20 protein-coding genes are annotated in these 16,156 nt (G+C 28.6%); 15 read left to right on the top strand and 5 right to left on the bottom strand.

What is annotated here, in order from left to right:
- From L8V85_RS03520 to L8V85_RS03510, 3 genes are read left to right on the top strand one after another with little or no spacing between them, the layout of a single operon-like run.
- Nucleotides 1-1,716: a nickel-dependent hydrogenase large subunit gene (locus L8V85_RS03520; RefSeq protein WP_263725600.1), complete on the top strand. Its 1,716-nt coding sequence runs from the start codon at nt 1-3 to the stop codon at nt 1,714-1,716.
- Between the two features lie 15 nt (nt 1,717-1,731).
- Nucleotides 1,732-2,424, top strand: coding sequence for a Ni/Fe-hydrogenase, b-type cytochrome subunit (gene cybH, locus L8V85_RS03515; RefSeq protein ID WP_263737479.1), 693 nt, complete (start codon nt 1,732-1,734; stop codon nt 2,422-2,424).
- Nucleotides 2,421-2,954 (top strand): HyaD/HybD family hydrogenase maturation endopeptidase, encoded by a 534-nt coding sequence (locus L8V85_RS03510; RefSeq protein ID WP_263725601.1) that lies wholly within the window; start codon nt 2,421-2,423, stop codon nt 2,952-2,954. Before cybH ends, L8V85_RS03510 begins: the two co-directional genes overlap by 4 nt.
- Before the next feature lie 22 nt (nt 2,955-2,976).
- Here the strand turns inward: L8V85_RS03510 and L8V85_RS03505 are convergent, their stop codons facing one another.
- Nucleotides 2,977-3,399 (bottom strand): PepSY-like domain-containing protein, encoded by a 423-nt coding sequence (locus L8V85_RS03505; RefSeq protein ID WP_133318931.1) that lies wholly within the window; start codon nt 3,397-3,399, stop codon nt 2,977-2,979.
- 126 nt (nt 3,400-3,525) lie between these two features.
- Between L8V85_RS03505 and gltX the strand changes: the two genes are divergently transcribed.
- From gltX to L8V85_RS03490, 3 genes are read left to right on the top strand one after another with little or no spacing between them, the layout of a single operon-like run.
- The gene (gene gltX / locus L8V85_RS03500) at nt 3,526-4,821 is read left to right on the top strand and encodes a glutamate--tRNA ligase (protein WP_263725602.1); all 1,296 of its coding nucleotides are present in this window, start codon (nt 3,526-3,528) and stop codon (nt 4,819-4,821) included.
- A 1-nt stretch (nt 4,822) separates the two neighbouring features.
- On the top strand, nt 4,823-5,110 hold the full coding sequence (locus L8V85_RS03495) for a YggT family protein (RefSeq protein ID WP_012661430.1): 288 nt from the start codon (nt 4,823-4,825) through the stop codon (nt 5,108-5,110).
- Entirely contained in the window at nt 5,111-6,748 is a 1,638-nt protein-coding gene (locus tag L8V85_RS03490) for a lytic transglycosylase domain-containing protein (protein ID WP_133318929.1), read from the top strand. It abuts the gene before it with no gap.
- Here the strand turns inward: L8V85_RS03490 and L8V85_RS03485 are convergent.
- Nucleotides 6,636-7,130 (bottom strand): hypothetical protein, encoded by a 495-nt coding sequence (locus tag L8V85_RS03485; RefSeq protein ID WP_263737478.1) that lies wholly within the window; start codon nt 7,128-7,130, stop codon nt 6,636-6,638. The genes L8V85_RS03490 and L8V85_RS03485 overlap by 113 nt on opposite strands.
- Before the next feature lie 87 nt (nt 7,131-7,217).
- On the opposite strand from L8V85_RS03485, the gene mobB reads away from it, so the two are divergent.
- The 6 genes from mobB (at nt 7,218) to L8V85_RS03455 (ending at nt 12,395) form a co-directional block, all read left to right on the top strand.
- Nucleotides 7,218-7,697, top strand: a complete 480-nt coding sequence (mobB, locus tag L8V85_RS03480) for a molybdopterin-guanine dinucleotide biosynthesis protein B (protein WP_133318927.1) — start codon at nt 7,218-7,220, stop codon at nt 7,695-7,697.
- A 9-nt stretch (nt 7,698-7,706) separates the two neighbouring features.
- Entirely contained in the window at nt 7,707-8,555 is an 849-nt protein-coding gene (locus tag L8V85_RS03475) for a class 1 fructose-bisphosphatase (protein WP_263737477.1), read from the top strand.
- Nucleotides 8,555-8,749, top strand: a complete 195-nt coding sequence (locus L8V85_RS03470; protein ID WP_263660319.1) for a hypothetical protein — start codon at nt 8,555-8,557, stop codon at nt 8,747-8,749. Before L8V85_RS03475 ends, L8V85_RS03470 begins: the two co-directional genes overlap by 1 nt.
- Nucleotides 8,750-8,761: 12 nt before the next feature.
- A complete protein-coding gene (gene metG, locus L8V85_RS03465) occupies nt 8,762-10,648 on the top strand; it encodes a methionine--tRNA ligase (RefSeq protein ID WP_263737476.1) in 1,887 nt (628 codons plus the stop codon).
- Nucleotides 10,649-11,590 carry a hypothetical protein gene (locus L8V85_RS03460; RefSeq protein WP_263659685.1) on the top strand — a complete coding sequence of 314 codons (942 nt, stop codon included), beginning with the start codon at nt 10,649-10,651 and terminating at the stop codon, nt 11,588-11,590.
- A 61-nt stretch (nt 11,591-11,651) separates the two neighbouring features.
- A complete protein-coding gene (locus L8V85_RS03455) occupies nt 11,652-12,395 on the top strand; it encodes a substrate-binding domain-containing protein (protein WP_263660322.1) in 744 nt (247 codons plus the stop codon).
- 41 nt (nt 12,396-12,436) lie between these two features.
- Here L8V85_RS03455 and L8V85_RS03450 read toward each other — a convergent pair whose 3' ends face one another.
- Together L8V85_RS03450 and queC are read right to left on the bottom strand one after the other, a co-directional pair.
- Nucleotides 12,437-13,009, bottom strand: a complete 573-nt coding sequence (locus L8V85_RS03450) for a YceI family protein (protein ID WP_133318921.1) — start codon at nt 13,007-13,009, stop codon at nt 12,437-12,439.
- A gap of 62 nt (nt 13,010-13,071) precedes the next feature.
- Nucleotides 13,072-13,737: a 7-cyano-7-deazaguanine synthase QueC gene (gene queC / locus L8V85_RS03445; RefSeq protein WP_263659687.1), complete on the bottom strand. Its 666-nt coding sequence runs from the start codon at nt 13,735-13,737 to the stop codon at nt 13,072-13,074.
- 52 nt (nt 13,738-13,789) lie between these two features.
- Here queC and ybeY point away from each other — a divergent pair, with 52 nt between their 5' ends.
- On the top strand, nt 13,790-14,200 hold the full coding sequence (gene ybeY / locus L8V85_RS03440; protein ID WP_263737475.1) for an rRNA maturation RNase YbeY: 411 nt from the start codon (nt 13,790-13,792) through the stop codon (nt 14,198-14,200).
- Between the two features lie 294 nt (nt 14,201-14,494).
- Here the strand turns inward: ybeY and L8V85_RS03435 are convergent, their stop codons facing one another.
- Nucleotides 14,495-14,905, bottom strand: coding sequence for a PepSY-like domain-containing protein (locus tag L8V85_RS03435; RefSeq protein WP_133318918.1), 411 nt, complete (start codon nt 14,903-14,905; stop codon nt 14,495-14,497).
- Nucleotides 14,906-15,018: 113 nt separating this feature from the next.
- Here L8V85_RS03435 and L8V85_RS03430 point away from each other — a divergent pair, with 113 nt between their 5' ends.
- Entirely contained in the window at nt 15,019-15,549 is a 531-nt protein-coding gene (locus L8V85_RS03430; RefSeq protein WP_263725610.1) for a rhomboid family intramembrane serine protease, read from the top strand.
- Nucleotides 15,546-16,037 (top strand): SixA phosphatase family protein, encoded by a 492-nt coding sequence (locus tag L8V85_RS03425; protein ID WP_133318916.1) that lies wholly within the window; start codon nt 15,546-15,548, stop codon nt 16,035-16,037. The genes L8V85_RS03430 and L8V85_RS03425 overlap by 4 nt, the downstream gene beginning before the upstream one ends.
- The last annotated feature ends 119 nt before the right edge of the window (nt 16,038-16,156 follow it).

Below are 16,156 nucleotides of genomic sequence, written 5' to 3'. Positions count from 1 at the left end.
ATGTCAAAAAGAATTATTATAGATCCACTTACTAGAATAGAAGGACATTTAAGAGTTGAAGTAGTGGTTGATGAAAATAATGTCATTAAAGAAGCATATTCAGGATCGACTTTATGGAGAGGGATTGAAACTATTGTAAAAGGTCGTGATCCAAGAGATGCAGGCTTTTTAACTCAAAGAATTTGTGGTGTTTGTACTTTTTCACATTATAGAGCAGGGATTATCGCAGTAGAAAATGCTTTAGGTATTACTCCGCCACTAAATGCAGTTTTAACTAGAACTTTAATGAATGCAGCTTTATACATGCATGATCATCCTGTACATTTTTATCAACTTCATGGTCTTGATTTTGTTGATGTTGTAAGTGCTTTAAGTGCTGATGTAAAAAAAGCAAGTGATGAAGCATTTAAATATACTGATATGCCTTATGCAACAGGTGCAGATAAGCTTTTAGAAGTTCAGCAAAGACTAAAAACCTTTGTAGATAAAGGAAATCTTGGACCATTTGCAAATGCTTATTATGGACATGCGACTTATCGCTTTACTCCTGAGCAAAACCTTATTGCGCTTTCACATTATTTAGAATGTTTAAGAATTCAAAGAACAATAGCTCAAGCTATGGCGATTTTTGGTGCTAAAAATCCTCACCCACAAAGTTTAACAGTAGGTGGTGTAACTTGTGTTATGGATCTTTTAAACCCATCAAGAATGGCTGAATATATGACTAAATTCCAAGAAGTAGCTGATTTTATTAATCGTGCTTATTATCCGGATTTAATCATGGCAGCTAAAGCTTACTCTAAAGAAGCAAGTGTATTAAATGATGTAGGGGTAAATAACTTTTATACTGAGAGAGAATTCCAAATTTCAAGTGATGAGTGGTTGTTTGAAGGTGGTATTATTAGAAATGGTGATTTGAGTAAGGTTGAAGAAGTAGATGAAGCTAAAATCACCGAAGAAGCTACAAGATCATGGTATGCAGACAATGAAGCTTTACATCCTTATGATGGTAAAACTAATCCAAACTATACAGGCTTAATTGATGGTGAAAGCATCGATGATAAAGGCAATATAGTTCATAGTAAGGTATTTGATATTAAAGGCAAATATAGCTGGATTAAAGCTCCAAGATATGAAAATTTACCTATGCAAGTTGGACCATTAGCAAATATTTTAGTAAATTATGCTAAGGGTAATAAAATTGTAGTAGAAGCAGTTGATTCTTTCTTAAAAGCTACGAATTTACCAGTTCAAGCACTTATGAGCACTTTAGGAAGAACAGGTGCTAGAGCAATTGAAGCTAAAATTATTGCTGATCATGGCTTGAAAGCATTTAATTCTTTGGTTGAAAATTTAAAAACAGATGAAAGCACTTGTACTACTTATGTAATTGATAAAAACAAAGAATACAAAGGTAGATTTATGGGAAGTGCACCTCGTGGTGCGTTAAGCCATTGGTGTAGGATTAAAAATGGTGTAATTGAAAATTGGCAAGCAGTAGTTCCTTCTACTTGGAATGCAAGTCCAAAAGATGCAAATGGAGTAGGTGGTAGCTATGAACAATGTCTTATTGGTATGAAACTAGCTGATGTTAAACAGCCTTTAGAAGTAATAAGAGCTATTCACTCTTATGATCCTTGTATAGCATGTGCAGTACATGTAATGGATACTAAAGGTAATAATCTTAGCGAGTATAAAGTTAATGTAAATTTATAAGGAAAGGACTTTAGTATGGATTCTAAACATTCCTTAAAATCAAACAGAAAGGCCGAATACGAATTTAGTATCGGTCTTCGTTTTACACATTGGTTAAGAGCGGTTGCAATCGTGATTTTAGTGGGGACTGGGTATTATATTTCTTATGTATTTCAATCTCCATCTATTTCATCTGAACCGACTTTATTTATGCAGGCAAAATATCGCATGGTGCACCAAATTTTTGGTTTTATCTTAATAGCTTGTGTGATTTTTAAAACATATTTGTTCTTTTTTGATTCAAAAAGTGATGGTGAGAGAAAGAGTATAAAAGATATTTTTAATGTAAAATTATGGATAGAGCAGATTAAATTTTACATTTTCCTAGGAAAACACCCGCATTTACAAGGTGTATACAATCCTTTGCAATTTGTAACTTACCTTTTCTTTTATCTTGTTATGTTTTGGCTTATTTTGACAGGATTAATCCTTTATATGCATGTATATCATGAAGGCTTGGGTGGATTTTTATATAATATCTTAAGACCTATTGAGGTAATGTTAGGTGGATTGGCTGATGTTAGAACCTATCATAGAATTTTAATGTGGGTTGTGTTGATTTTTGTTCCAGTGCATATTTATATGGCTGTATTTAACTCAGTTAAAGGTAAAGATGGTGCTTTAGATGCTATCTTTAGCGGTTATAAATTTGTAAGAGAAAATCGTTGAAACTTCTAGTTTTAGGTATTGGTAATATTATGTTTGCAGATGAGGGCTTAGGCGTTCATCTTTGCAAACTTTTAGAAAAAAATTATAAGTTTTATCATGAAAAAAACTCGGTGAGTTTTGTAGATGGTGGAACTTTGGCTTTACAACTTAGCTATATTATAGCCGAATATGATGAAATGATTGTGATTGATTGTATTGCAGCAGATGATGCTAAGATTGGAGATATTTTTTTCTTTCCTTATGATGCAATGCCAAAAAAAGTTAATTGGAGTGGTAGTGCGCATGAGGTTGAAATGCTTCAAACTTTACAATACATGGAACTTATGGGAGATTTACCTAAAACTCAAATTTTAGCTTGTGTGCCAAAGCGTATAGAGCCATTGAGTTTTGAACTTTCAAAAGAAGTCTTAAATGCTTTAGAAAAAATGGAGAAAATTTTACTTGATTTTTTAGAGAAAAAAGGCTTTACTTATAAGAGAGTTGCTAATTATAATATACAAGAGCTTGCTCTAAATTCTTATAAAAGCTAAGCAAAAAAGCTTAGCTTAAATTCTAATCATCAAATTTTTGTCCTAAGAAATTTCCATTTACATCAGTATAAATTTCCATCATATTATTAAGTTTAAATTTATAACCTTGAATTTCTTTTTCAACTTTAATTATGCTTGCATTTGGGTGCATTTTTTTAATCGTTGCTAAAACATTTGGACTTAAAAAAGAAGTATCAATTGGTCTGTATTTTGCATCGATTTCTTTCCAATCTCCATTGATAAAAAACTCAAGCTCAGTTCCATTGTCTAAATAAACATCAAAGCTATCAATATCTTGTTTAACTAAAGCAATGTTTGAACCTGTAAAATGTTTTTGTATGAAATTTTTAGAATTTGCTGGTAAAGCATTAACTCCTACAATCATATCTTGTGCAAAAACAAAACCTGCAGTAACTAATGTTGCTAAAGCTATTTTTAATTTCATTTTTTATCCTTTATGTTGAATTATTTATGAAATCATATTACTATTGAGTGAATTTTGTGTGAACTTAAAAGAAATAGCAAGTATTTAATTGTATAATAATAAAAAAGTTTTTTAAAAGGATAAATAATGTATAGGTTTGCACCATCGCCTACTGGAGATATGCATATTGGAAATTTAAGAGCAGCTTTATTTAATTATATTAAAGCAAGACAAGAAAATTCTGATTTTATTTTGCGTATTGAAGATACGGATAATGCTAGAAATATAGCTGGAAAAGAAGAAGAAATAAAAGCTATTTTGAAAGAATTTGGTATAACTTGGCAGCATTATTATGTACAAAGTGAGAATTTGAAATTTCATCGTCAAATGGCTTTAAAGCTAGTAAGTGAAAAAAAAGCTTTTGCTTGTTTTTGTACTGAGGATGAATTAGCTCATAAAAAAGAACTAGCTAAAAGTAAAAATCAAGCATATAGATACGATGGTACTTGTGAAAAACTTGCAGATATTGATGTATTAAATTGTGAAAAACCTTTCATAATCCGTCTTAAAAAACCTCAATTGCAAATGAAATTTATAGACTATATTAAAGGTGAGATTGGTTTTAATCCTGAAGATATTGATAGTTTTGTGATTATGAGGGCTGATAAAACCCCAACTTATAATTTTGCTTGTGCGGTTGATGATATGCTAGAAGGTGTTACTTGTATTATAAGGGGCGAAGATCATGTTTCAAATACTCCTAAGCAAGAACATATTAGAGCAAGTTTGGGTTATGATAAAAGCATGACTTATGCACATTTGCCTATCATTTTAAATGAAGAAGGTGTTAAAATGAGCAAAAGAGAGGCTCATTCTAGTGTAAAATGGATGCTTGATAATGGATATTTAGCAAGTGCTATTGCAAATTATTTAATACTTTTAGGTAATAAAACTCCGAAAGAGATTTTTACTTTAGAAGAAGCCATAGAATGGTTTGATTTGAAAAAAGTTTCAAAATCTCCTGCAAGATTTGATACTAAGCGTTTAATGCAAATTAACCGTGAGCATATAAAAATGCTTGATAATGATAAATTAAATTCTTTATTAAATTTAGGCAAAGATGTAGCTGAGCTTGCAAAATTTTATACTCAAGAAGCTAGCACGCTAAATGAGATAAGAGAAAAAATACAAGCAATTTTTGCAGTTAAAAATTATAATGAATTTGAAAAAGAATGTAAGTTGATTAAAGAAGTTTTAAAAGATTTAGATTTACCTCAAGAATATGATGAGTTTAAAAAGATTTTGATGGAAAAAACAAATTTAAAAGGTAAAAATTTCTTTATGCCTTTGCGTTTGGTATTAACAGGAGTTACTCACGGACCTGAAATGAGTGAAATTTATACTTTAATTAAGCCTTTTGTTAAAGAAATTATAAAGGAGTAAAATGGGAGTTGGAACAAGTTTGATTGTATCTTTGGTGCAAATTTTTTCTTTAGTTATTGAAATTTATGTATGGATTATAATCATTGCAGCATTGATTTCTTGGGTAAGGCCTGATCCATATAATCCTATAGTGCAAATTTTATATCGTTTAACTAATCCTGCTTATGCTTTTGTAAGAAGGTTTATTCCTACTACTATAGGGAGTATTGATTTAGCACCTTTGATTATTATTTTAGGATTAAAATTTATCCAAATATTTTTATCAAATTTAATTTTAGGAAGTTTATAAGTGTTGAAAAAAAGTGTAGTGTTACTTTTAGCTGGAGTGGTTTTTGCAAATAGTGCAATGTATTCTTATAAAGAATTAGAGCAAAGACCAAATTCTTTAGCTAAGGATTATTATTTATATCGTTTATTAGAAAAAAATGAATTTAAAAAAGAAGAAGTTGAAGGTTTAAAAGAACATATTTATCGTTATGCAGGGCGTATTAAAAATGCCATTGAAGCCATTATTCCGCCTTTGGGGTATAATAAAGAATATGAAGCTTGTTATAAATTTAATACGCAAAATATCTTAGATGCTAATGCTACTTGTCAGCTTATAAGATTAAATAGTTTAACTTTTATACAAGATCTTAATGCTTCAGTGCGTAATGAGATGAAAAAAAATATCCCACAGGATAATCCAAATTTAACAAAACTTTTAGAAGCTTTTGATGCTAAAGATCCTCTAAGTTATGCGGTTTTAAATTATGATAGTGCTAATTTTTATAAAATCTATAATTTCTTAAAAGATAAAAAAGATTTTTTCTTAGAAAAAGATTTTGTAAATGAATTAGCTAAAGAAAAAGAATTTACAAATTTTGTAAAAGAAATTATCATTAAGAAAAAAAGTCCATTGATAAGAAAATCTCTAGTCAATGTAGATGCAAATTTAACTTTTCAAGATAATGCTTTTTATCTAGGTGTAAATGCTATTTTAGAAAATGACGATAAAAAAGCATTGGAATTTTTTCAAGTAGCAAAAGATACTTTTAAAAGCAAACCTTTAGTAGATAATGCAAATTTTTGGCTATATTTGATCACTCAAGATAAAAAGTACATTGATGAGCTTGCTCAAAGTGATTCTTTAAATATTTATAGTCTTTATGCAAGAGAGTTAAAAGGCTTGCCTTTACCTAAAATAGAAGAATTAAAGCCAAAAAAACAAAAAAATGATTTTGATATGAAAGATCCTTTTGCTTGGCAAAAGCTCGCAAAAGAAATTGCAAAAGGTACTCCTAATGAGCTAGAAAAACTTGCAAAAGATTTTTATACCAAGGAAAATATCGCTATTTATGCCTATATTAAAGAAAGGGCCGAAGGTTTTAAAAAACATTATTTTATTATGCCTTATTTTGAATATTTAAAAGATTATTCCACGCAAAGAAAAGCTATGATTTTAGCTTTAGCTAGACAAGAAAGTCGTTTTATACCAACAGCCATTTCAACTTCTTATGCTTTGGGTATTATGCAATTTATTCCATTTTTAGCTAATCATATAGGCAATAAAGAACTGCAAATTCCAAATTTTGATCAAGACATGCTTTTTGAACCAAAAACAGCTTATACTTTTGCAAATCATCATTTAGATTATTTAGAATCTAAACTTAATTCCCCGGTTTTTGTGGCTTATGCTTATAATGGAGGTATAGGATTTACTACTAGAATGCTCAAAAGAGAAGATATGTTTAGAGCGGGAAAATATGAGCCATTTTTATCAATGGAGCTTGTTCCTTATGCAGAAAGCAGGGTATATGCTAAGAAAGTTTTAGCTAATTATGTTGTTTATTTGCATCTTCTGAACGATAATACACCGATTTCGAAATTTTTTGAAACTTTAGCTCAGAACACTGATTCTCAAAACACAAATCAAGTTTTAAAATAGGTTTTTGCACTAATTCATTAAGAGTGATTTTGTAATAACTTGCATAATCACTCTTAATGATATATTTAAATAATTCATCATTTTGATCTAAGGTTTTTATATTAGTTTTTTCTCCATCTATGAGTATTGAAATTTGCTCTTGCTTGATGTTGATATTTGGCAAAAAACTAAGTACAAAAACTTCTTTTTGGCTTTTTTCATCTAATACAGGGTTTAAATAGCTCAATAAAGCAACTACTCTATTATCTTTATAATTAAAATTAATTTTTTGTGCATACATTAGAGTTTGGCTTTTTAAATTAATTTCACTTTGCTCTTGGGTTTTATTAGAGCATGCGGTAAAAATAAGTGTTAAAAAAATAATCATATAAACTTTTTTCATATTTTTGTTCCTAATTTTTTTATAATTATAAGCTTTTAACTTTTAAAAAGATATAATTTCATTTATTTTATTTGATTTAAGGAAGTTATGAAAAGATTAGCAATGGCTTTTAGCGGGCCTTCCAATTCAGGTAAAACGACTTTGATTACTCAAGTTGCTAAGTATTTTATGGAACAAAATTATAAAGTATGCATTATAAAACACGATCCAAAAGATAAAGCAAGCTTTGATATAGCAAAAAAAGATAGTTTTAAATTTTTTCAAAGTGGTGCTGATGTAATGGTTTTAAGTCCTACAAGGACAACTTTATTTACACATTCTCCAAGTACTTTAGATGAAGCTATTTCTAAGCTAGGAGAATTTGATTTTTTACTTATAGAGGGCTTAAAAACCTTAGATATGCCAAGAATTAGCGTTTTTTGTAAAGAAGTAGATGAGAGCTATTTTGCTTATTCTAAGGCTATTGCAAGCTATGAGAAAATTGAAAATAAAAATTTAACTTGGCTTTATTTGGATGATTTGGAAAGTATTTGTGATTTTATATTAAAAAATTCAAAAAAAGTATAGAGGTAAAATATGCAAGAATTAATTGACGATATACAAAAAGCAGTGATTGAAATTTCAAAAGAACTTAGATATTTAAAAGATTTTGATTATACCACTTCTCAAAATGCCACAGGAGATAATCAATTAAAACTTGATGTAAAAAGCGATGAGATTATCACTAGAATTTTAAAGCAAAGCAAAGGTTTAAAAAGCTTAATTAGCGAGGAAAAACAAGAGCAATTGCTAATCAATGAAAATGAAAAATATGTTGTTGCTTATGATCCTTTAGATGGTTCTTCTTTAGTAGATGTGAATTTTGCTATAGGTTCTATTTTTGCTATTTATGAGCAAAAGGCTAGTGCAAAAAATCTAAAAGCAGCAATTTATGCTATTTATGGCGTGCGTTTAGAGCTTATAGTGTGTATAGATACTCCTAAGCTTTATAGGTTAAATGAAAATGATGAATTTATTTTTGTTAAGGATTTAAAATTAAATGAAAAAGGCAAATTAAATGCAAGCGGTGGGACACAAAAAAATTGGTCAAATACTCATAGAGCTTTTATAAAAGCTTTATTTGATGAGGGTTATCGCTTGAGATATTCTGGTGCTATGGTGAGTGATTTGCACCAAATTTTACTCAAAGGTGGAGGGTTGTTTTCATATCCTGCAACAAGCGATGCACCAAATGGAAAATTAAGAGCATATTTTGAGGTGTTTCCTTTTGCTTTTATTTTTGAAAAAGCAGGAGGATTTTCTACCAATGGAGAAAATGATTCTTTACTTGATTTAGAATTTGAAAAAATTCATGCAAGTACGCCATGCTTTTTGGGTTCTAAATATGAAATTGAAAAACTAAAACAAGCTTATAAAGGTTTTTAATGGCTGAAGTTAAAGATGAATTTGAGTTGGCTTTAGAAGTTAAAAAAAATGAACTTCAAGCTTGTCAAAACGAAAAAAAATTAAAATCTTGTTTACCTTGCTCTATGATTTTTGAGTGTTCTTTAAGAAAAGAGTATATAGAAGCAGTTTATAAGAGTATGTCTAAAGGTAAAGAAGGTGGATTTGATTTTTAATAAAGGTTGAAAATGCGTTATATTACTACCCCGATATATTATGTAAATGATGTGGCTCATATTGGTCATGCTTACACTACGATTATAGCAGATACTTTGGCTAGATTTTATCGCTTACAGGGAGAAAAAACATTCTTTTTAACAGGCACAGATGAACACGGCCAAAAGATAGAGCAAGCTGCTAGCGTTAGAAATTTTACCCCTAAAGAATATGCAGATGAAATTAGTGCTAAGTTTAAAAAACTTTGGGATGAGTTTGAAATTTCTTATGATTATTTCATTAGAACTACGGATGAAAATCACAAATTAAGCGTTCAAAAAGCATTTAAAAAAATGTTTGATAAAGGTGATATTTACAAAGGCACTTATGAAGGCTTTTATTGTGTTTCTTGTGAGAGTTATTTTACCCAAACTCAGCTTGTAAATGAGTGTCATTGTCCAGATTGTGGTAAGAAAACACAGCTTTTAAAAGAAGAAAGTTATTTTTTCAAGCTTTCTAAATATCAAGATCAAATTCTTAAATGGTACAAAGAAAAAGAGCCGATTTTACCTAAAAATAAGGCTAATGAGTTGATTTATTTTGTAGAAGGTGGCTTAAAAGATCTTTCCATTACAAGAACGAGTTTTGAATGGGGTATAAAGCTTCCAAAAGAACTAAATGATGAAAAACATGTGGTGTATGTTTGGCTTGATGCTTTGATGAATTATGTGAGTGCTTTGGGCTATGGACTTGATGATGAAAATATGGATCTTTGGCCTGCTCATATACACTTTGTAGGCAAAGATATTTTGCGTTTTCATGCAGTGTATTGGCCTGCGTTTTTGATGAGTTTAGAACTTCCTTTACCTAAATTTATAGCAACACATGGTTGGTGGACTAAAGATGGTGAAAAAATGAGCAAATCTAAAGGCAATGTTGTAGCGCCTAAAGAAGTAGCAGATACTTTTGGTTTAGAAGCTTTTAGATATTTTTTACTCAGAGAAGTTCCTTTTGGTAATGATGGGGATTTTTCGCAAAAAGCATTAATCACTAGAATCAATGCAGAATTGAGCAATGAGCTTGGAAATTTATTAAATAGAATTATCGGTATGAGTGCTAAGTATTCTCAAAATATTATTGAGTGTAAAGATGTGAATTTGTATTTTAATCAAGAATTAAATGAATGCAAAGAGTATTTAGATAATGCAATCAATGCTTTGGAAAATATCCAGCCAAATCGCTATTTAGAGGAACTTTTCAAGGCTTTATCTTTAGCAAATTTAAGTATTAGTAAATATGAGCCTTGGAATTTGATTAAAAATAATCAAACGCAAAAAGCTAATGCTTTAGTGGCTTTATGTGCTAATATTTTAACAAAAGCAACTATTTTACTTTCAGCTGTTATGCCAAAGACAGCATTAAAAATTGCAAAGGCTTTAAATTTTGAAATATCAAACGAAAATTATCAAAAACTAATTTTAAATAATCAATTATGTGATTTAAAATCAAGTGCATGTGAAGCTTTGTTTCCAAAAGTTGAATTAACCCAAGAAAACAAAAAAGAAGAAAAATTAGAAGAGAAGCCAAAATTAGCTCAAATTAAAATAGATGATTTTAAAAAAATCGAAATCAAAGTAGCATTAGTAAAAGATTGTCAGAATATAGAAGGCAGTGAAAAGCTTTTAAAATTTCAACTTGAACTTGAAAATGGCGAACTAAGACAAGTGCTTTCAGGTATTGCTAAATTTTATAAAGCTAGTGAGTTAATAGGCAAGCAAGTTTGCGTAATTACAAATCTAAAAAAAGCTAAAATTTTTGGTCATGAAAGCCAAGGTATGATTTTAAGTGCTCAAAAAGATGAAAAATTAGTTTTGATAAGCCCGCAAGGCTTTATCGAAAATGGAGCTTTAATAGGCTAGATGAATATTTCTAACTTTATCGAACTTATTAATGCTCGAGTTTTAAATTATGGAGCAACTTCTAGTGTTTATGATTTTAGTATAGATTTAAACAAAGTCAAACAAGCAAGTGTTTTTTTTGCTAAAAATAATGAACAAGCAAGCTTTGCTATAAAACTTGGTGCTTATGTTATAGTAAGTGAGGAAAGATTAAAACTTGAAGATAAAGATGTGTTTTATCTTCAAGTTGATGATTTAGAAGCAACTATTTTTAGACTTTTTAGATTTTTAAGTGAAGAAAAATCTTATGAATTTATATATTGCAATCATGTAGAATTAAAATTTGCAAAGGCATTTAATTTTAAAGTCTTAAACTCAAATATTTTATTAGATTTTGATCTTTTAAAAAATTCAAAAGAAAAAACTTTCTTTTGCTCTGATGATGAAAAATTTATTTTAAAACTTAAATCAAATTTTCATACTTTAAAAGCATGTAAATACGAAATTTTAGGCTCTAAATCTTTATTTCAAACGAGTTTGCTTTGTAAAAATTTGTATTTTAAAGATTTAAAATTTGCATTTTTTTATGCAGATATTTTTGCTAGATTTATTGATTTTGCTGAAAAGCAAAATCTATCTTTTAATTTTAATGAAAAAAAGTTAGATCTTTTTAAGGCATATTTTTTAAACTCAAAAAATGAAATTTGTGCTTTTGGTGGAAGTTCTAGAGTAATTTTACTTGTGGAAAACGAAAAAGATTTTGAATTTATATGCCAAAAGCTCCAAGGCGTTAAAGATTTCAAAATAGCATTAAAAAATTCATTATTTTGTGATTTTTCTTATATAAATTTGAGTGAATTAAAGAATTTTTTTGATTTTAAATATTGCCTAATCAAAGAAAGCGAAGAAGAGTTTTTGGAGTATTTTTTAGCACGAGAGAAAAAAATTAGTTTATTTGATTAAAAAAATATCAACTTTAAAAAGATATATTTACGATTTTATTTTATTAATTTAAGGAAAAAATATGAAAAAATTTTTATTTTTAAGTTTATTTGCTGCAGCTGCATTAAATGCTGAAATTTTAGTTTATGGTCCAGGTGGTCCTGCTCCTGTTTTGAAAGAGCTTGCTAAGCAATTTGAAGAAAAACATGGAGAAAAAGTTATTATTAATGCAGGACCAACACCTAAATGGATAAAAAAAGCAAAAACAGATGCTGATATTATTTATTCAGGTAATACTTCTATGATGGATGGTTTTGTTAAAGCAATGCCAAAACAAATCAAAATACAAGATGTTCAGGTTTTAAATGCTAGAGGCTCGGGTATGATTGTGAGAGCAAATAATCCAAAAAAAATTAAAAAATTTGAAGATCTTTTAAAAGATGGTGTTAATGTTATGGTGGTTGATGGAGCAGGGCAGGTTGGCTTATATGAGGATATGGCTTTAAAAACAGGAAAAATTGAAAACCTAGAAAAATTAAGAAAAAACATTAAAGTATATGCTAAAAATTCAAAAGCAGCGGTTGATGAGTGGAAAAATAATCAAAATATCGATGCTTTAATCATTTGGACACATTGGATTAAAGCAGTTGGAGAGAAAGAAAATAAATTTATTTTAGCGGATAAAAATTCAATCATTTACAGAGCGGCTGAAATAGTTCCAACGCAAAAAGGTTTAAAAAATCCAAAAGTAGCTGAATTCATCAAATTTACACAAAGTAAAGAAGCTCAAAAAATTTGGAAAAAAGAAGGTTGGGTAGCTAAATAAAAATCAAAGCATTTTACAAAAAGTAAAATGCTTTTATAGTATTATTTTTCGTTGATTTCTGCTTCGATGCTAATTTGTACTTCATCGCTAAGTGTTAAGCTAGAAGTATCAGGAGCAAATTTGAAATCACTTCTTTTAATTTGTCCTTGTAGAGTAAAACCTGCTTTTTCTTTGCCACTATCTGTTTTAATAACGCCGCCAATTTCAGTATCTAAAACAACATCTTTGCTTACTCCAGCAATGCTTAATGAGCCATACATTTTACCTTTTTCATTAGAGATTTTTTCATATTTACTCATAGTAAAAGTAATGTTTGGATGAGTTTTTGCTTTAAAAAAATCATCTTGTTGTAAATGCGCATCTCTTGCTTTATTTTCTGTGTTTATAGAAGCAACTTTTATATTTGCTTGAAGTTTGTTAAATTCAAATTTAGCACTATCAAAATCAATTACTGCATCATAATCTTTAAAATTTCCATTTACATTGCTAATTTGTAAATGTTTGATTTTAAAAGCTACATTTGTGTGTGCTTTATCTAAGCTAAATTCTTTACTCAAAGCACTACTTGCCAAAATCGAAGCAGCTAAAAATGAACCAAATAATATTTTTTTCATGTTTTCTCCTTAATGTTTAAAAAAGCAAATTATACAAACTAAAATAAAATGAAAGTAAATTTTTAAACATATTCTATAAAATCTTTTACATTAGCCTCTTTAAAGCCTTTTAGTCTTAATAAACAACTATCACATTTACCACAAGCTTTATCTTCTCTTTCATAGCAAGACCAAGTATATTCTAAGGCTACCTTTTCTTTTAGGGCTAATTCAACTATTTGTCCTTTACTTAGATGAACTAATGGGGTTTTTATTTGTACTTTGCAAGTTTTTGTTGTACCTTCATTGATAAATTCATTAGCTTTTTGTATAAATTTCGCACTACAATCAGGATAACCACTGCTATCTTCTTGTACCACTCCTATAAAAATACTTTCACAATTTTCCTTTTCAGCTATAGCACCTGCGATAGATAAAAAAATACCATTTCTAAAAGGAACATAGGTGTTTGGGACTTCTTTTTCATGTAGTTTTTCTTTGGGAATTTCTAAATTTAAATCTGTTAGTGAGTTTCCTCCAATATTTGCTATAAATGACACATCTAAAATATATTTTGTTTTTATGTTAAGTTTTTCACAAATTTTATTAAAACATTCCCTTTCTTTAAGCATGGTGCGTTGGTTATAGTCAAAATGTAAAGCAATGATCTCATATCCTTCTTTTTTAGCTAAATATGCACATAAAGTACTATCCATACCACCACTTATAATACAAAGAGCTTTTTTCATGCTTTTCCTTAATTTTGATATAATTTGAAATTATAAAATCAAAAGGATAATAATGATTTTTTGTGAAGAAGAAATGGATATTTCTTTTCTTGAAAAAATAGCCCAGAAAATGAGCGATCAAAATGTAGAGCTTGTTTTGGTAGATGAAAGAGTTATGCGTGAGATTAATTTTAGTCAAAGAGGTATAGATAAAACTACAGATGTGTTATCTTTTCCTTTGATGCAAAATTGTGAAAATTTACTTGGCAGCATTGTGATAAATTTAGATGAAGTAAGTAAAAAAGCAATGGAGTATAAACACAGTAATGAAGAAGAGATGGCATTACTTTTTATACATGCTATGCTTCATTTACAAGGATATGATCATGAGGTAGATCAAGGACAAATGAGACAAAAAGAACAAGAATGGATTGAATATTTTAAACTACCAAAAAGCCTGATAGTAAGAGTGCAAGAGGAGTAAATATTTAAAAAATTTTAGCTTATGTGTGAGTTATATACCTATAATGAAAATACATTTATACTAAATATTTTAGGAAAAATTTGATATTTGTTTATCTAATTTGACAAAGAGTAGTACTAATTATGATTTTGTCCAAACAAAGTAAAAGCAATATTTAAGGTGAGAAAATCAATACGGAGTCTATGATAAAGCTCCTTATTCTGCCGGAGCAATTGAAATTTTTATAAGTTTTGATAAGGGTTAAAGCCTTTTTAGAAGAAAATTTAAAACTTGCTTATTTGATCTTAAACAATTTTAATCGTCAAATTTTTGTCTTAAAATAGTCCCATTATCATCAATATAAAGTTTCATTTGATTATTAAGTTCTATTTTGTAATATGAAATTTTTCTTTCTATTTCAATAATCGCTGCATTTGGATAGGTATTTTTAATGGTATTTTGTATTGCTAAAGGCAAAATAGCATAATTTAAAGATCTGAAATTTTCAGCTTCTTTAAATTCTCCATTGAGTGAAAACTCAATTTCACTTCCATCGCTTAAATAAATTTCGTAAGAATATCCATCTTGTTCTACTAGACCAATCTCTGCATTAAAGTAATCTTTAATAAATTGTTTGATATTTACCGGCAAAGAATCAGGTGCTATGACTATACCAGCATTAAGAGTATTTAAACTAATCAAAAAAGCTAAAGCTAGTTTTTTCATTTTTAACCTTATTATATTTTTGACGATATTGTATCTTATTAATGTGAATTTTATGTGTAAGCTAGAATTTAAATAGCTTTTTGTTATAATTATTAAAAATACAAAGTAGGGCAATGGTAGCTTCATTTTTAATCGCTTTTAATGTTATTGTATTTATTTTTGTAAATTATCTTTATTTTGGTTCTTTAAATTTAGATACTATTTTGGGTTTAAATTTATTTTTTTTTCAAGGATTTTATTGGCAAATTTTAAGCTCAATATTTATGCATGGAAATTGGCCTCATTTGATTTTAAATATGATAGTGCTTTTTCAATTTGGTTCTATGCTTGAAAAATACTTAAAAAGTTTTAAATTTGCCATGCTTTATTTAATCGGTGGAATTCTTTGCTCTTTGCTTAGTGCTTTTTATGTGTATTTAAGTTTTGATGGTAGTTTTGTAAATGTAGTGGGTGCAAGTGGTGCTATATGTGTTTTAATGGGGTATTATGCATATTTGGATAAAACCGCCACCAAAGGACTTATTGTGGCTATATTGTTAATGAGTTTTGTGCCTATTTTTATGGGTGTTAATATAGCTTGGTATGCACATATTTTTGGCTTTATATGTGGATATGCTTTGGGTAAATTTAAGGTTATAAGATGAAATATATCTATTTTATTCGTCATGCTAAAGCTCAAAAAGAAAATTACGATCAAGATTTACAACGAGAACTTAGTTCTAGTGGAAAAGATGATTTAAAAACTATGATTTATAGGATTAAGGATTTAGAATTTAAAGCCCAAAGCATTATCTCAAGTCCTGCTAAGCGCTGTATAAAAACAGCACAAAAACTCTGTAAAAGCTTTTCTTTAAAAGAAAAAGATATCAAGATAGAAAAAAGCTTTTATGATGGTAATTTAAAGGATGTGTTAAATTTTATAAAAGAATCAAAAGAGAGTAGGGTAGTGCTAATTATGCACAATCCTTTATTGCAAGAACTTTGTGAGTATCTAGCTCATATAGATTTAGAAAACTTTCCAACTTCTGCTATTTTATGTATGCAATTTGATATAAAAGAATTTAAAGATATAAAAGAACACAGCGGGGAAGTTGTGTTTTTTGATTATCCTAAAAGTCAAGAAAATAACTAATCTACATTTTTAAACTTCAAATTTATTTAAGCAAAAATATAAACTAAAATTTAGTTGAAATGAAAAATATACATCTTTAGTCTTTTATAGCTGCATAAAATAACTTATAATATTTTTCA

This window comes from Campylobacter sp. IFREMER_LSEM_CL2090, from assembly GCF_025771865.1.
GTDB classification, from domain to species: domain Bacteria; phylum Campylobacterota; class Campylobacteria; order Campylobacterales; family Campylobacteraceae; genus Campylobacter_D; species Campylobacter_D lari_D.
Note: the sequence above shows the minus strand (reverse complement) of the source record. Positions and strands in the feature narration are given on the sequence as shown.

Coding starts and splice junctions, on each gene's coding strand:
- metG (WP_263737476.1), top strand. CDS start 8,762: ATGCGTTATATTACTACCCCGATATATTATGTAAATGATGTGGCTCAT.
- L8V85_RS03495 (WP_012661430.1), top strand. CDS start 4,823: ATGGGAGTTGGAACAAGTTTGATTGTATCTTTGGTGCAAATTTTTTCT.
- L8V85_RS03450 (WP_133318921.1), bottom strand. CDS start 13,009: ATGAAAAAAATATTATTTGGTTCATTTTTAGCTGCTTCGATTTTGGCA.
- L8V85_RS03505 (WP_133318931.1), bottom strand. CDS start 3,399: ATGAAATTAAAAATAGCTTTAGCAACATTAGTTACTGCAGGTTTTGTT.
- gltX (WP_263725602.1), top strand. CDS start 3,526: ATGTATAGGTTTGCACCATCGCCTACTGGAGATATGCATATTGGAAAT.
- ybeY (WP_263737475.1), top strand. CDS start 13,790: ATGATTTTTTGTGAAGAAGAAATGGATATTTCTTTTCTTGAAAAAATA.
- mobB (WP_133318927.1), top strand. CDS start 7,218: ATGAAAAGATTAGCAATGGCTTTTAGCGGGCCTTCCAATTCAGGTAAA.
- queC (WP_263659687.1), bottom strand. CDS start 13,737: ATGAAAAAAGCTCTTTGTATTATAAGTGGTGGTATGGATAGTACTTTA.
- cybH (WP_263737479.1), top strand. CDS start 1,732: ATGGATTCTAAACATTCCTTAAAATCAAACAGAAAGGCCGAATACGAA.
- L8V85_RS03520 (WP_263725600.1), top strand. CDS start 1: ATGTCAAAAAGAATTATTATAGATCCACTTACTAGAATAGAAGGACAT.
- L8V85_RS03425 (WP_133318916.1), top strand. CDS start 15,546: ATGAAATATATCTATTTTATTCGTCATGCTAAAGCTCAAAAAGAAAAT.
- L8V85_RS03430 (WP_263725610.1), top strand. CDS start 15,019: ATGGTAGCTTCATTTTTAATCGCTTTTAATGTTATTGTATTTATTTTT.
- L8V85_RS03435 (WP_133318918.1), bottom strand. CDS start 14,905: ATGAAAAAACTAGCTTTAGCTTTTTTGATTAGTTTAAATACTCTTAAT.
- L8V85_RS03475 (WP_263737477.1), top strand. CDS start 7,707: ATGCAAGAATTAATTGACGATATACAAAAAGCAGTGATTGAAATTTCA.
- L8V85_RS03460 (WP_263659685.1), top strand. CDS start 10,649: ATGAATATTTCTAACTTTATCGAACTTATTAATGCTCGAGTTTTAAAT.
- L8V85_RS03485 (WP_263737478.1), bottom strand. CDS start 7,130: ATGAAAAAAGTTTATATGATTATTTTTTTAACACTTATTTTTACCGCA.
- L8V85_RS03470 (WP_263660319.1), top strand. CDS start 8,555: ATGGCTGAAGTTAAAGATGAATTTGAGTTGGCTTTAGAAGTTAAAAAA.
- L8V85_RS03455 (WP_263660322.1), top strand. CDS start 11,652: ATGAAAAAATTTTTATTTTTAAGTTTATTTGCTGCAGCTGCATTAAAT.